This window comes from Alteromonas sp. BZK5 (assembly GCF_014349115.1).
Lineage (GTDB): Bacteria > Pseudomonadota > Gammaproteobacteria > Enterobacterales > Alteromonadaceae > Alteromonas > Alteromonas macleodii.
This window is the reverse complement of sequence record NZ_JACSOE010000083.1, coordinates 1-15,719: the sequence shown is the minus strand read 5'-3', so window position 1 is coordinate 15,719 and position 15,719 is coordinate 1. Positions and strand designations below refer to the sequence as shown.

At 44.8% G+C, this 15,719-nt stretch carries 12 protein-coding genes; 6 read left to right on the top strand and 6 right to left on the bottom strand.

What is annotated here, in order from left to right; genetic code table 11:
• Window positions 1–120 precede the first annotated feature (120 nt).
• From BIZ39_RS17635 to BIZ39_RS17625, 3 genes are all read right to left on the bottom strand, one after another.
• Complete coding sequence (locus BIZ39_RS17635; protein ID WP_110288776.1) at window positions 121–2,286, bottom strand: S46 family peptidase; 2,166 nt, start codon at window positions 2,284–2,286, stop codon at window positions 121–123.
• Between the two features lie 286 nt (window positions 2,287–2,572).
• Window positions 2,573–3,763, bottom strand: coding sequence for an aromatic amino acid transaminase (locus BIZ39_RS17630; protein WP_156086492.1), 1,191 nt, complete (start codon window positions 3,761–3,763; stop codon window positions 2,573–2,575).
• Between the two features lie 147 nt (window positions 3,764–3,910).
• Window positions 3,911–4,693, bottom strand: coding sequence for an NRDE family protein (locus BIZ39_RS17625; RefSeq protein WP_014949720.1), 783 nt, complete (start codon window positions 4,691–4,693; stop codon window positions 3,911–3,913).
• Window positions 4,694–4,934: 241 nt separating this feature from the next.
• Here BIZ39_RS17625 and BIZ39_RS17620 point away from each other — a divergent pair, with 241 nt between their 5' ends.
• Both BIZ39_RS17620 and BIZ39_RS17615 read left to right on the top strand, forming a co-directional pair.
• Window positions 4,935–5,570 (top strand): 1-acyl-sn-glycerol-3-phosphate acyltransferase, encoded by a 636-nt coding sequence (locus tag BIZ39_RS17620; RefSeq protein WP_187447600.1) that lies wholly within the window; start codon window positions 4,935–4,937, stop codon window positions 5,568–5,570.
• Between the two features lie 97 nt (window positions 5,571–5,667).
• Complete coding sequence (locus BIZ39_RS17615; protein ID WP_039225530.1) at window positions 5,668–6,909, top strand: cystathionine gamma-synthase family protein; 1,242 nt, start codon at window positions 5,668–5,670, stop codon at window positions 6,907–6,909.
• 110 nt (window positions 6,910–7,019) lie between these two features.
• Here the strand turns inward: BIZ39_RS17615 and BIZ39_RS17610 are convergent, their stop codons facing one another.
• Complete coding sequence (locus BIZ39_RS17610; RefSeq protein WP_187447599.1) at window positions 7,020–9,485, bottom strand: CHRD domain-containing protein; 2,466 nt, start codon at window positions 9,483–9,485, stop codon at window positions 7,020–7,022.
• A 239-nt stretch (window positions 9,486–9,724) separates the two neighbouring features.
• Between BIZ39_RS17610 and BIZ39_RS17605 the strand changes: the two genes are divergently transcribed.
• Window positions 9,725–10,327, top strand: coding sequence for an FMN-dependent NADH-azoreductase (locus BIZ39_RS17605; protein WP_168534168.1), 603 nt, complete (start codon window positions 9,725–9,727; stop codon window positions 10,325–10,327).
• Between the two features lie 170 nt (window positions 10,328–10,497).
• Here the strand turns inward: BIZ39_RS17605 and BIZ39_RS17600 are convergent, their stop codons facing one another.
• Entirely contained in the window at window positions 10,498–11,052 is a 555-nt protein-coding gene (locus BIZ39_RS17600) for a glutathione peroxidase (RefSeq protein ID WP_014949715.1), read from the bottom strand.
• 177 nt (window positions 11,053–11,229) lie between these two features.
• On the opposite strand from BIZ39_RS17600, the gene BIZ39_RS17595 reads away from it, so the two are divergent.
• Window positions 11,230–13,725: a S9 family peptidase gene (locus tag BIZ39_RS17595; protein ID WP_187447598.1), complete on the top strand. Its 2,496-nt coding sequence runs from the start codon at window positions 11,230–11,232 to the stop codon at window positions 13,723–13,725.
• 191 nt (window positions 13,726–13,916) lie between these two features.
• Here the strand turns inward: BIZ39_RS17595 and rrtA are convergent, their stop codons facing one another.
• The gene (gene rrtA, locus BIZ39_RS17590; protein ID WP_187447597.1) at window positions 13,917–14,501 is read right to left on the bottom strand and encodes a rhombosortase; all 585 of its coding nucleotides are present in this window, start codon (window positions 14,499–14,501) and stop codon (window positions 13,917–13,919) included.
• Window positions 14,502–14,613: 112 nt separating this feature from the next.
• On the opposite strand from rrtA, the gene BIZ39_RS17585 reads away from it, so the two are divergent.
• Window positions 14,614–15,378 carry an enoyl-CoA hydratase gene (locus BIZ39_RS17585; RefSeq protein WP_187447596.1) on the top strand — a complete coding sequence of 255 codons (765 nt, stop codon included), beginning with the start codon at window positions 14,614–14,616 and terminating at the stop codon, window positions 15,376–15,378.
• Window positions 15,379–15,392: 14 nt separating this feature from the next.
• A partial coding sequence (locus BIZ39_RS17580) for a gamma-glutamyltransferase (protein ID WP_187447595.1) occupies window positions 15,393–15,719 on the top strand: 327 nt, incomplete at its 3' end.

Below are 15,719 nucleotides of genomic sequence, written 5' to 3'. Positions count from 1 at the left end.
AAACTGCACTCAAATGGTACAGCTCCATAGTCGACGGGGCCTGGACCGCAGGCACATGGAATTAAATTCGTGGGGATCCCTCAGACTCTGACCCCATTATTTGACCCCATTATTTGGTGGTTATTTAACGATGGTCATCTCTTCGATGAGGTTTGTTGCACCGTCAACGTATTCCATTACCCATAACATGTAGCGGCTATCTACATGGATGGTACGGGTTGTTTTCGGATCAAAATCCCAATCAGAATTAACGCTCTCGAACGTACCGTCAAACAACAGACCGATAAGCTCTGCTTTTGCGTTAAGCGTTGCTGAGCCTGAGTTACCGCCGGTTGAATCTAAATCGGTAAGGAAGTTCACCGGCACGCTGTTAATAGCTTCTAACTTGTAAGGTCCATATTTCTTGTCCTCAATAAGCGTAAGCTGCTTTTTAGGAGAGTCGAAAGGTGTCTCGCCTGTGTCTTTCTCAGTAATACCTTCAAGACGAGTGAACGGCTCGTAAATCAGACCGTCTTTTGGCGAGCCGCCCATTACGTTACCGTAAGTGACGCGCAGCGTACTGTTTGCATCTGGATAAGCAAGGCTGCCCAAAGATTTTTGCCACTCAATAATGGCACTCATGTATTTAGGGCGAAGCGCTGCAGCTTTACCGCTTAGCGTTTTGCTCTTATCTTCAATAGCCATTTCGGTATCGAACAGGGCAACCGCAAGTTTAATGAACGGGTCGTTGCTATTTTCGAAATCAGCGCGGCTTGCAGTTAACCATTTCAAACGTTCTTCAGTGTTAGTCAATGAAGTCTTGTCGTAAAACGCCTTTAACTTCTTCTGAAGTGTTTTCCCGTCTGTATCACTATCAATGCCTACTGCTTTATCGAACGCAGCTACTCGGTTTTCTTCAGGCTGTTCAAGGTACATACTAATCATTTTTTGCCAAACGGCCTGATCAACGGCCGGATCAAAGCGACGCTCAATGCGCTCTACGCCTTCTTTCAGGCGAATTTGATCGCGGTCCTGAAATCCAGATTCACGTTCTGCGTCCGGCTTTTCTTTTTCGATGGCATTGCGATAAAGGGTTTGGGCTGATGACAAGAGTTGTGCACGACTTAGGTTGTTGTACCAGAAGTTTTGCTTGTTCATTTGCATTTGTTCAGCACTAACCGCATCAAGATCGGCAAGTGCTTGCTTCATTTCACTCTTACCGTTTTTATCAAGCCATGCAGCTAGTTGCTCTTCACGCTCAGCGCGACGTGGAACAAGTCCAACGCGTTTAGCGCCAGAAAGCTGGCCTAACGTATTTTTGTGGAAGTTGTTAAGACCCGCTAACAATGCTTCGTATTTGATACGCGCATCGCTGCCTTCTTCAGATGCACTTTCGATAGTCTTGATCCACGCGTCTACCAGTTCAAGGTAAGTGGGATATAACCAATCAAACGTGTACGACACTTGTGATAAACGTGCATAGCGATTAGTAGAGCCAGGGTAGCCCGCTGCCATAACAAAGTCGCCGTCTTCAAGTCCAGCTGCCGAAACTTTTAAGAAATGGTCAGGTTTAAACGGCACGTTCTCTTCACTGTAATCAGCGGGTTTACCGTCTTTACCCACATAAGCTCGGTAGAAAGAAAAGTCGCCCGTGTGACGAGGCCACATCCAGTTATCTACATCACCACCGTATTTACCAATTGAATCAGCAGGCGCGTAGGCAATGCGCACGTCACGAATTTCCATTTGCTTAATTAGCTTATACTCAAGGCCTTGGAAAAACGAAGGTACAGAGCAGCGGAAGCCCGCTTCAGACTCACACTCTGCAATTAACGCTTTGCGGTTTGCTTCAATGAGGTCGTAGCGCTCGCGGCCTTGAACGTCATCACTGATGCCGCCAATGACGTTGTCGGTTACATCAGAAAAATCGACCGTAACGAACATGCGTGTACCCGGCGCGGCCGGCAGTTCTTCACCAATTTCTTTTGCTAGGAAACCATCTTTTAAATAGTTGTTTTCTGGGGTGCTGTTATATTGAACAGAGCCGCGCGCACAGTGGTGATTAGTAACGGCCAAGCCTTTGTCAGAGACAAACGATGCTGAACAGCCACCTAATGAAACAATCGCGCCCATAGGAAACGCGGTTAGGTCGTTAATACTACTAGCAGGGATTGCTAAGCCTGTTTCTTTTAAATCGCCGGCAATTGAAGGGAGTTGTTCTGGCGTGAACATGCCTTCCTTTGCATTTACTTGCATTGCACTGCCAAGTAGCGCGGCAGAAAGACAAAATACACTTACTTTAGACATGGGTGATCCTTGTTCTTGTCGTTAATCTCATTGTTATAAGTCAGTCGTAATAAATACCAAGTTAACGTGTACGTCAACATTGTTACAGTGTAACGATTATATCCGGCTTGCCCTACTAAAAGGCGTATAGCGCACTGCGTGAATTTGTTAAAAAGTGTGACTAACCGCTACTGACAGCGTGGTTGGGGCGTTCATCGCAGAAATAGGAAGACGGGTAATTTGAAGGCAATAAAAAAGGCAGGGTGTGAACCCTGCCTTTCGAATCTTAAGAATCAATAGTTCGTACTTAAAGCACTGATACCAATGCTTTAGCAAGTGTTTCTACGTTTTCTTGGTTGATGCCCGCAATGTTCACGCGGCTAGAATCAACAAAATACACACTGTGCTTTTCACGCACTTCGCGCACTTGCTCTGGAGTAATACACAAGAACGAGAACATACCTTTTTGGTCGTCTACGAAGCTAAAGTCTTTAGGCGAGCCATTATCGTGAAGGTTTTGAACTAGCATTGCACGGAGTGATTTCATGCGATCGCGCATTTCGTTCACTTCAGATACCCACTCGTTGTTAAGGGCTTCGTCAGCTAGGATAATGTCTACCAACGCGCCGCCGTAGCTCGGTGGCATAGAGTAGATGCCACGTGCGATTGACTGAATTTGACCCTGAGCAATTTTACGGGTTGCTGAATCTTCAGTAATGATGGCAGCCAAACCAACACGTTCGCGATAAAGGCCAAAGTTCTTAGAACAAGAAGCTGCAACGATAACCTCTGGTAGGTTTTCTACCAACAAACGCATGCCGTACGCGTCTTCTTCTAAACCTTCACCAAAACCTAGGTAAGCCACATCGATGAAAGGCAGGAATTCTCGCTCTTTCGCTACTTCTAGTACTTCATCCCATTGTGCATTAGTAAGATCAGCACCTGTAGGGTTGTGACAGCAACCGTGTAGAAGAACGATATCGCCTTTTTCAGTTTTGCGAAGGGTTTCCATCATAGCGTCAAAGCGAATGCTTGCTGACGCTTTATCGAAGTACGGGTAGGTTTCGATTTTAAGACCCGCAGAGCCGATAAGTGGAATGTGGTTCGCCCATGTCGGGTCGCTTACCCATACTTTAGCGTTGTCGTTACAACGGGCAAGTAGTTCTGAAAGAATACGCAATGCACCACAACCACCTGGAGCTTGAACCGCTGCAACGCGGTCTGCTAATAGAACGGGGCTAGTCTTACCTAATAGCAAAGACAACATACCGTCGATAAAACCTTGGTTGCCCTGAGGCGTGATGTAGGTTTTGCTAGTTTCGGTATCTAAAAGCACTTTTTGCGCTTTTGCGACACTTGAAAGAATAGGGGTATTACCTTGCTCATCTTTATATACGCCAACACCTAAATCGATTTTGTTTGGGTTGGTGTCTTCACGAAAAGCAGCTGACAGGCCAAGAATTGGATCTGGGGCGAGATGGGGTAATACTTCAAACACGATATGTCCTCACGTTACGTTGGTATGCAAAAGATAGCAGGCTGGCATTATGCCACCGATGGTAGAAAAAACGACCCCTAAAGGTTGAAAATATTTCAATTAGTCGAGGAAAGAAAACGTAAACGAAAGTTTCATTTCAAAAATACCCTAAATTGAAAAAGAAAAAGCGCGGGTTTCTTGTGCTTCGCCTTTGTCTGAAAAGCGTCGTTCTTTCCAGGTCAGCGTATTGTTTTTATCTACTAATAGCAGTGTAGAGGTGCGTGTTCCGTATTTTTCGGATTGAATAAAAATGGAAGACAGCGCCTTTTCCCACTCATAGCCTACGCCCGTGTCGGGTAACAGGGCATCGTCGGCTTTATTGTCGTAACGTAAAATATCAAATAAGTCTTCATCATTAATGATGTTTTGTTTGGTGACATAATTGTTCAATGCGGTAACGCCCTGCGTGACTTTTGGCCAAGGTGTGGCAATATCCGCGTTAGACAAACCGTAGACACCAGTGTCGATAATGTGGGTCGAATTGTTTACGTTGTTGTAAACCTTAAGCGAATTTATATCTCCGAATAACAGGTTGTAGCCGTTGTATCGGTGGCGCGTTTTTTCTAGCGTTGCCAAGTATTGTGATTGTGCAACAGACTTCATTTCGACTGAGTCGTGCTTCAGCCAGTTGGCGACTAATTCACCTCGCGATACCGCATTTTTATTGATGTTGTGTGGGTCCCTTACATTAGTAAGTGCCGCCACATATCCGTTACGCGTAACACCCATCCAGGTTCCATTAGCTTCTAAGTCTTGTCCGGCGAGCAAATGCGGGTGGCTTTTCCAGAATGAAGACGGCGCGGTTGGTCGTGCGTAAAACTCATCCCGATTCGCAGCGATGATAAGCGGGTAGTCATCTCGCATATTGTTTGCGATAAATAAAATACACATAGCTATATTAAGCCCATATTCTCTAAGAATTCAAAACGCTGCATTGTTAACAATTGCGTTACAAACCCATTTTGATTACTCTTCGCCAAACTGCGCACACTCCAACGTTTTACTCTGTTAATTAATATGCGGGTACAATATGGAAAGTAAAGCGCTTTTCGTTACGGTATTCCACTTCGAAGCCTCAGAAAATAAATTAGCAAATAGATAACCTAAGTGTAGTAAGCAGAGCATAATTATAATGACAGAAACCTCACACCCTCAAACCCACTCTCAACAGGCCAATAGTGTCAACGTTGGAGAGCATGTCCCTCGCAAGTGGCCCAACTGGTTGTCGTCGTTCGCAGCTTGGGTGCTGACAAAAAGGGGCTGGCGTGTAGAAGGCGAACTAATCAATCAGAAAAAAGCCATTTTAGCGGTAGCACCGCATACATCGAACTGGGACTTCTTTATTGGCTTGTTCGTGGTTTTTTCCTTTAAGCTAAACATTAATTTTTTCGGAAAGCACACCATCTTTGCGCCCCCTTTGGGCGCTATTGTTAAAAAATTAGGCGGTATTCCTATAGAGAGAAGTAAAGCGCATGGGGTGGTCACGTCTATTGCAAATAAGATAAAGGAAGCAGATCAATTAATACTCGCGTTAGCGCCAGAGGGTACGCGAAGCCCCATTTATCCATGGAAAACAGGCTTTATGCACATTGCACGAGAAGCCGAAATTCCTATACAAGTCATTGGGTTGGACTACGCCAGAAAGATGATTGTGTTGGGGCCAATTATTCAGAAAGTGACTAACATAGATGAACAAATGCAAACTATTTATACGTTTTATGATAATGTTTGCGCAAAATATCCTAAAAACTGCATTACAAAGCCATAATCATTTCTATTGAAGTGGTAAGTACGCAACCGTATCAACTCAGAGTACTGGTGCGCGCTCGGCTCGGTCGCAAACATCTATTTTCGGAGCTTTACCCGTGACAAAATTGGGATTCACAACCCGTCAAGTTCATTCTGATCGCATGCTAAATACGCCTGAACATGGTGGTGTTCACAGCAGCACGTCTAATTCAGTTCTTTTCGAGTTTAAAGATGCGCAGGGCATCATCGATGCGTTTCAAGGTAAACGAGCTGCTCATGTTTATTCTCGTTCATCGTCACCTTCTGTGGCGGCACTGCAAAATATGCTTAATGATCTGGAAGGCGGTGTAGGTACCTTGTGTTACTCAACCGGAATGGCGGCGATAAGCAGCTCGTTATTTGCTTTACTCAAAGCCGGCGACCATTTAATTGTAAGCCAATACCTATTTGGTAATACGCGAAGCTTTTTTGAAACCATTAAAGATTTTGGTGTGCAGGTTACCTACACAGATGTGACCGACATTCAGCAAGTCAAAGAAGCTTACCAGCCAAACACAAAAGGCGTTTACACCGAAACCGTAGCTAACCCTGTGACACAGGTGGCCGACCTTCACGCCATCGGTCAATTCTGCGAAGAGAAGCACATGCTGTTTATGGTTGATAACACCATGACGCCACCCCCTGTTTTTTATGCTAAAGATGTTAAAGCGTCGTTAGTGTTTTGCTCGCTGACAAAATACATTGCAGGTCACGGTAACGTTTTAGGTGGTGCTGTCATTGATACGGGTAACTATGATTGGAGTAAGTTTAGTAACCTAAAACCGGCTTATCAGGTTGCAGATACTGCACAGTGGGGCATTACGCAAATTAAAAAGAAAGGTTTACGCGATTTAGGCGCTACATTGGCACCGCAATCAGCGACGGCCATTGCCCTAGGCATGGAAACCTTAGATTTACGTTTATCACGAAGTCAGCATAATGCTATGCAGTTGGCGACGTTCCTAGATAATCATCCCAAGGTATCTAAAGTCTTTTATCCAGGTCTTGCCGACCACCCTCAGCATTTCATGGCACGGGAATACCTAAACGACGGCTATGGCGCAATTTTGAGTTTTGACCTTATCGACGGTGCTGATCCAGTGGCGTTTTTAAACGAAATGAAGTTAGTTATTTGCGCCACGCACTTAGGGGATAATCGCACCTTAGCGCTTCCAGTTGCGCCTACTATTTATTTTGAGAACACGGCAGAAGAGCGTGAGTTAATGGGTATTTCCGATACCATGCTGCGTATTTCGGTAGGTATTGAAGACACTCAGGATCTGATTGCAGATTTCGACACGGCGCTAAATACCATATAGATAAAATCTTCTTGTCGAGAAACACAAAAAAGGGGCGTTTGCCCCTTTTTTTATTTTAGATTAATTGGGTCTCAATATAATTGAAACACAATGGGTTTAGCAATTTTTTACTAGTCAAAACCTAGCGTAATTTGTCCACGAATTTCACCGCTTGGGAATGCATCTGAGTGGAAGTTAGTGTAAAGACCTCCGTCTGCCATAACATTCATTTGCTCAGCGGTTAACGTAGTATTAGCTGGCACAGACCACATACCGCTGGTTCCGGCAGTAAGTCCAATTAGAACATCACCATTTACGCCCATTTCACCCTCGTGAATGTGAGCCATGTTTGCTGTCATACCGGTAATGGTTACGCTGCCTGACAGTGCACCTGTAGATGTATTCAAAGTAAATGCACCAGCGCCGCTTGCTGTCGTAGTTACTGCCGGTACTTCTTGTAGGCCGTTGGCAATGATGCCGTACACTTCAATATTATCAGGCGTGATTTGGCCGCGAATTTCACCACCAGTATTAGCTGCTGTATGCACATTCACATAATGACCACCTGCCAGTAGTTGCGTAGCTGTGGCTTCATCTAGTGCTATGCTTCCGTCTGTCATCCAAACGCCAGCGGTGCTTTCACTTTCCACAAGTCCTACAAGCACGTCACCATTTTCACCAGCAAACCCAGTATGAATGTGCGCCATAGTCGCATTTTCAATAGTGGTTACCGCCACAAGAGAAACGTTGTTGTTTGTGGTGTCGAAGAGCGCATAGCCAGACCCCATTGCCATGGTGTCAACTGCTGGTACCTCTTGGCTGCCGCTTAGTGAGAATGTTACTACCGCAGTTGTGTCGGGAACAATCTGACCACGCACTTCGCCATTAGGGTTAGCGGTAGTGTGAACATTTAAATACCACTCACCGCTAGTCAGCGCGTCTAAGTTGCTAGGTGAAATATTAGTTTCAGCGAGAACATAAGTACCATTACCAGCATCAGTCAGTGGGAAAGCAACCGGACCATTCATACCAATGCCGCCATCGTGTACGTGTACACCAGTAACATCCGTTAAGCCTGATACGTCAACACTTACGCTAAACGCCGGTAAGTCTTCGTCAATTTCGACCACTGCAGTTGCCATAGACATAGTAGTAACGGCAGGCACTTCTTGTGAACCACTTAAGTTTACATTGTAAGTCATGTCAGCATTAAAAGCTGGTGGAGGTGGTGCTAGGCCATCAAGCAACGCTAATTGAGGTAAATCGCCTTCCATTGCACCATCTAATGCGATAGCAGTGTAAATCTCACCATTCTCAAGCGTTAAAACGCCTGTTTCGATTGCCGCTGTTTTGGTGCCTGTTGGTGTAACCGTAACGACGTAGTCACCTTCTGCAAGACTTACGTAACCTGTTTCAATAAGCTCGCCAGTCTCATAGGCAATATCGGCAAATGCCGGGTCAACCGCATCAATTTCGCCATCTGCGGTTACGTAAATATCGACGTTACCCGCTGAAGGTGAAGCATGTACAATACGCACTTTCGCTTCAGTCGCTACGGAGCGGGGCATATCAACAAGTACATCAAGTTCTGGTGCAGCCAAAACGTTGTTTGCGATAGCGGTATAAGACATACCTACTTCTAGCGTCAACTCAGCATCGTCAATTGCCACAACACTGTTGTCGCTATCGGCTACAACGTCAATGAGATAGTCACCGGCTGCAACAGACAAATAGTCTGTGGTGCGCGGGAACTGTATTCCGTCCACCAATACTATTTCGTTATTTGCTACAACATCAACCGCTGGTGCGTCGCTGATACCGTGCACAACGCGGATAGCAGCACCTGCTTCAGCATCCCAAATCTTGAAGCTTCCATCACCGTCCGCGGCCAGTAATGTTACTGGTGAATCGCCGGTACCTACGTTATTAGTAGCAGCGATAAGCAAATCGGCACCGTCTGCAAGGTTTACCGTACCAGAGTCGTATACAACTGTTGTCTCACCGGCCGGTGTAATACGAATTTGATAATCGCCCGCAGGTACTTGAATTAAATCGGTTGCGTCAGTAAATTCAGCAGTAACAAGCGGCTGCTCGGCAGTGATATCTGTATCTGGTGCCGTAACATAAATATCTACCATAGGTGCCATTGATGCTGCGTGTACAATCTGTACTTGAGCATTACCCGCGTCAACTGCGGTTTCCATACTGGTCACTGTTAAAAGCGATAACGACTCATCGCCAACATTACCTACGGCAAAAATATCGTAGTTCATGTCAGCTTCTAAAGTAACGTCAGCTTGCAGCACTTCAGCGTTTTCACCTGGAAGAATGCCTGTAACACCAATATCGTACATGCCTGTCTCGACTTCAAAGCGAGATGAAGCAACTTGGTAATCAACGCTTTCAAGATCGTTGAGTATGGCGTCGTTAGCAGTGATGTTTACCATTGGTGCGTCTGATGCTGCGTGAACAACTCGAACGTTTGCGTATTCCGGGGAGGGTGTGGGCTCTTGTACGACATCGTCGTCGTCATCCGAGCAGCCAATTAAAAACAGTGGTAATATTGAACATGCAAGGAGCGCTTTGGTCCTTCTCATATTTTGTATCCTCTTAATTGTGTTGTGGCAAACTCGGTTACGCTGAGCAAATAAGAGAAGATCAACCTCCTTGCAACATTAACGTAATGTAATGTTTTCAATAATTTCACATTTGTTCTTTTCCTTGGCAGTTTGTTCTACAAAATAGAACGAAGCCTTCATGTTTTTGATATTTTCATCCCACCCGATTGCCGTAATATAGCCATATATTATCGAAACAACGAATATTGGAGTTCGGCATGAAAAAAGTACTGGCTATATTTTCCAGCCTAAATGGCAACCAAGGTAATTCTTCAAAGCTTGCAAACGAGTATCTTTCAAAAATTGAGAATGACGGTTCTGTGCACATTAACCGCGTGGATGTTGCCTCTCTGGCACTGCCTCATCTAACAGGTGAAGAAATGCAGGCGTGGATGACTGAGGCGTCTGAGCGAAATGAATCACAACAGGCATTGGCAAAAGTCTCTGATGACATTGTTGAAGCAATAAAAGCGGCTGACGAAATTGTGCTAGCCGTGCCAATGTACAACTTTGGCATCCCATCGAGCTTAAAAGCTTACTTCGACCGTATTGCAAGAGCTGGTATAACATTTAAGTATACCGAGACAGGTCCTGTCGGATTGCTAGAAAATAAATCAGCGACTGTTTTTGCCGCGCGTGGTGGTGTGTATGCAGGTTCAGACTTTGATACGCAAACGCCGTATTTAAAACACTTTTTAAATTTTGTTGGTATCAGTGACGTTAAATTCGTTTACGCTGAAGGACTTAACATGGGCGAAGAGCAAGCAAACAAGGCTTTTTCTGAAGCAAGCGAAAAAATAATTGAACTAACCAACAACTAAACACACTAAATTAATGCAGTTAGCTAAAACGTAGGAAGTATGTTTTCAGCTAAAAGTGTGTTCCAAGTTGAGTGTGCTTGATTGCCCCGCGTGTTACGCGGGGCTTTTTTATGCGTGGCTTTTAGATTCTCGTTTGGTGTGACCTATAGGCAGCGTTGATATTCGCGGTTTTATTCGCTTTTGAGGAGTGCCTCTATGTCAGCGATAAAAGCCGGATCAGTGGGCTTTGTTGAACTAGGGTAGTGGGTTATTTGCTTACCAGAGCTGTCAATAAGGTACTTATTAAAGTTCCATGATGGCGCTTTGCCGGTGGCGGTTTTTAGCATTCTATACATAGGATCGGCGTCTTCACCTTTTACCGATATTGGTTCAAACATCGGAAACTTTACGCCATAAGTCAATTCACACAGTTCTGCCGTTTTGCCTTCATCATTATCTTCTTGGTTAAAATCGTGCGACGGGAAGCCAAGTACTACAAAATCTTTGTCTTTGTAGTCACTATAAAGGGCTTCTAAACCTTCAAATTGTGGCGTGTAGCCGCAATAGCTGGCTGTGTTCACCACTAAAAGGGTCTTTCCGGCATATTCGTTACACAAATTCACCGTTTCTTGTGAGTTGAGCTTACGCTTCATGAACTTTAGTACGCTGGGGCACTCGCTCGCAAAGCTAGGAGTCGTGAAAAAGCTGAGCGCAAGCAACGCAGGTACAAAACCTTTCGCTTTCATAGTGTTTTACCTCATCAGTGAATTTTTGTTATTTTGTTCAGGCCGACAGACCAGTTTCACAACCATAAACGCAGATGGTTTACGTTTGGTTCACTATCTCAATCGATGAACGTTAGCGCATTGGTAACTGCTCTGCGTATAATGTTAACGTTTTTTACATAACAACGACTTAAAATAATGAAAAAATACTCTTCTTTACTCATCGCGGCTAGCGTTACTTTTGCGTTGGGCGGATGTGCAAGCACGACTAACGAACCATCTAGCCAAACAGCGTCTACATCGCTTCCTGCTGCCACTGTCCAGCAAACCGTTACACCAGATGTCGCGCCTCAGAACAGCGCGAAAAATGGTGAAATTACTTTAAAGCAAATAATGTCAGACCCACAATGGATGGGCGCGCTACCCGAAGGTATGGGGTGGTCGGTCAATGGCGATAAAATTGTTTTTGAAAAAGAAAGGCAAGATAGCGCGTTAACAGATGTTTATGTTGCTGAACTCTCAAACCCTGCAAATGCCGTACAAGCGCCATTATCAGATTTGCACAAGTATCGTTTTGACGAACGTGTAGTAAGAAATGATGGTGTAATTGCTTATTCATTTGAAGACAGTGTTTATGTGCAATTTACCAACGGTGAAACCGTGCGTATAGCGCGTGGCGGGAATGCGCTGTCAACGCTTTCATTTATGACTGATGGCCGCTTAATGGCGTTAAGCGGTAACAAATTTATTGCTATAGACCTATCTAACGGCACCCGCGAAGAATTGTTAAGCTGGGAGTTTAGCGACGAGCCCAAAGCGGTTGAGCCGCCTAAGGATTATATTGCCGAGCAGCAACAGTCGCTGGTGGAATACATCAAACTACAGCGCAAAAACAGACAAGAAAAAGACGACGCTCAAAAAGCGTTGGCCAAAGAAAACAGCAGTGTAGCACCTACGCCGTTTTACTTTGATAAGACGCATCGACTAGCGGGTATTAGCGTATCACCTGCGGGTAACTTCGCGGTAGTCGCCACCACGGAAAGTAAGCCGACTCGTGATGACAGCGACATCATGCCGCATTATATCCAAGAAGACAGCCGTATTGCCGCGAAGCCGGTACGCCAACGCGTTGCAGATGCAGAATCGGTAAATCATGAACTGTGGCTGCTTAATTTGAAAACTGGCGAGAAGAGTGAACTTAAATACTTTAATTTGCCTGGGTACAATGACGACGTACTTGCAGATGTAAAAGAAGAAAACGCGAAAGCAAAAGGCGAGACCTATGAAGTTAATCGTTTGCCACGCGACATTACCTTACTGCAAAGCTGGTATTGGACTAAGCCTTCGATTCGCTGGCACAAAAACGGTAACGCTGTTGCCGTTATGCTAGAAGCGTGGGACAACAAAGACCGCTGGATTGCAACGGTCGACCTAGAAAATAAAACGCTAGAAAACCAACATAGGCTTCATGACGATGCGTGGGTAAACTACCGTTTCAACGCGTTTGATTGGCTAAATGACAGCGAGACGCTTTACTATCAGTCTGAGCATACTGGTTACTCTCACTTATACGTTCAAAAGCCTGGCGAGAAGCCTGTCGCGCTAACCAGCGGCCGTTTTATTGTTGACGATTTAACGCTTTCTAGCGATGACAATTATATCTACTTTAAAGCTAACATGGAGCATCCGGGGCTTTACGAAGTTTATCGTGCAGATTTAAGTGACAATACCATCGATACCATGACTGATTTGAATGGTATGACAGACTACTCACTTAGCCCTGATGGTAAAAATTTGCTGCTAAGCCATAGCAAGGTGAATCAACCACAAGAGCTTTACGTTAAGCCAGCAAACGAAACAACAGCGGCAAAGCAAATCACGCAAAGCACCAGTGCAGATTTTAATGCACTTCCATGGGCGGTGCCTAACATCGTTGCTATTGAATCGACGCATACCGATGCACCTATTTACGCACGAGTATATTTACCGGAAAATTACGACAAGACGGCACCAAATAAAGCGGTAGTGTTTAATCACGGTGCAGGCTACTTGCAAAACGCCCACATGGGGTGGTCTGGTTACTTCCGAGAATACATGTTCCATAGCATGCTCGTGCAGCAAGGCTATGTCGTACTAGATATGGACTATCGCGCTAGTGCTGGCTACGGACGTGATTGGCGAACCGCTATTTATCGTCAAATGGGTACGCCTGAAGTGCAAGATTTGCGTGATGGTGTTAACTGGCTTGTTGAAAATGCAAATGTAGATCGTGAGCGTATTGGCACATACGGCGGTTCATACGGCGGCTTCTTGACCTTTATGTCTATGTTTACCGCGCCAGATCTGTTTGCGGCAGGTGCAGCACTTCGTCCGGTAACCGATTGGGCACATTACAACACGCCATATACAGCAAACATTCTAAATACGCCTGATATCGACCCCATCGCGTTCGAGCGCAGTTCGCCAATTTATTTCGCAGATGGACTAGAAAAGCCATTGCTTATCAATGCGCCTATGGTTGATGACAATGTGTTTTTCCACGACACCGTACGATTGGTACAGCGCCTTATCGAGCTTGAGAAAGAAGATTTTGAAACGGCCATTTATCCGGTAGAGCCACATGGCTTTGTGCAGCCAAGCTCTTGGCTTGATGAATACCGCCGTATCTATAAGTTATTTGAAGAAAACTTATAAGCAAAGCCTTTACTTGAATCGCCTAACGTCTAAGAAGCGCTGGGTTGCTCATAAAGTAATAGGCTTACAGAAAAAGGCCCAAATTCAAAGAATTCGGGCCTTTTTTTAATCTTCATTTTTTGCTTCAGCACATTAATCTGCTTTAACAAATCAAAATGCGCAAAAAGAGTGACGCTATATCGCTCGAGTTTCTATTTTCTTTTCGCCGTAATGAACATAAGTAAAAAGATTGCGATACCCGTAAGCGCACCAAATAAATGCGCGTCTACGGCAACTTTGGCGTCAATCAGGTTTGCAACTTGTTCACTACTACCGTCAATTTGTTCGTATCCCACCTTGATGGCTAGACCTATAAGCAATAACCAACCCGACTTCATTTTCTCTTTTATATCAACACAGGCGCCCCATGCGAAAATACCGTGTAATGCGCCAGACAAACCCGCGTACCATATTAGATCTGGAGAGAAGAAATGAAGCCCGACACTGGTTCCTAAGCAGCACCATACAAAAACTTTTAAGTACAAACCAATGCGATAATGTTCGCCGTGTAGAGCCCACAATAGCGCCAGACCTGCTAAATTTAAAAGTAGGTGGTAGCCGTTGGTATGAACGATATTTCCGCTGACTATTCGCCAAGTTTCCAGGCCTTGAATGGCGTACCTGTCGTAAGCCAAATAATTGCCAGACATAGGCTCAAAGACAAACGCGACAACGGAGCATAGCGCAATTAATAAAGGACCAGCACTATACTTAAGCGAAAACGGCAGTGACATCATCAGTGTTAGTTATTTTTGAATTTCGAATTTGCTGGCTATGATACAGAAATTGCCAACGCGGTGAAAACTGAAGTACATCTAAAATAAAAAAGACGACAGTAAAGGAGTAATTATGTCTTACATTATTACCGAAACATATCAGCAATGCTTAACCATTACACTTAACCGAACCGATAAGAAAAATGCGTTAACGCGGGACATGTACCAAGAAATGGCGAATGCCATATTAGGTGTTAAGAACGATGGCTCAACCAAAGTGGTGGTTATTAAAGGCGCGGGCGACTGTTTTACTGCAGGGAATGACATTGGAGACTTCGCACAGCAACAAGATCACGCTCAGGTGCCAGAAACAGCTGCCTTTATGCGAGCTTTGGCTGCATGTAATTTACCGGTTATTGCACAAGTTCACGGACTAGCAGTGGGCATAGGCACAACGCTTTTACTTCATTGCGATTTTGTTTACGCCACTCCAGATACCCGATTTGTTCTACCATTCATCAACTTAGGTCTTGTTCCTGAATATGCATCAAGTTATCTTTTGCCTAAGGTTGCGGGTCATATAAAGGCGGCAGAGTGGCTAATGCTGGGCGAACCCTTTACCTCTGCTGATGCTTATCAATTTGGTATTCTGACAAAAATTGTCGACGCTCACGAAATAGATCAAACGGTTCAAACTACGGTAGAGAAACTCGTCGCCAAGCCTTCATTTTCGCTTAAACAAACAAAAGCGCTATTAAAAGGTGACGGAGAGCGAACAAACCAACAAATGAACGAAGAGTTTGATATATTTTTAGAAGCGTTGGGCACAACCGCAGCTCAAGAAGCGTTTGATGCGTTTCTTAAAAAACGCCCAATAAACCCCGAAAAATTTAAATAAGAGGAAGTATTATTTTGAGACGCAGTGCTTTTTTCAGAGCTTCAGTGGTAACTCTTGCATTATCTAGCTGTTTTATTTTTGGTGCGAACGCGAAGCAAACACGTGAAGTCGGAGAACCAGAAGCGGCAACAGGCTACATAGAGAAAAAGGCATTTGAAGCCGAAGATTATATGGTTGTAGCGGCAAATCCCTATGCGTCTTGGGCGGGAAAGAATATTTTAGAAAAGGGCGGAAGTGCGATCGATGCAGCGGTAGCTGTGCAATCGATGCTTTCGCTGGTTGAACCACAATCGTCAGGTATTGGCGGTGGTGCGTTTATCCTTTATTGGGATAATAAGAAC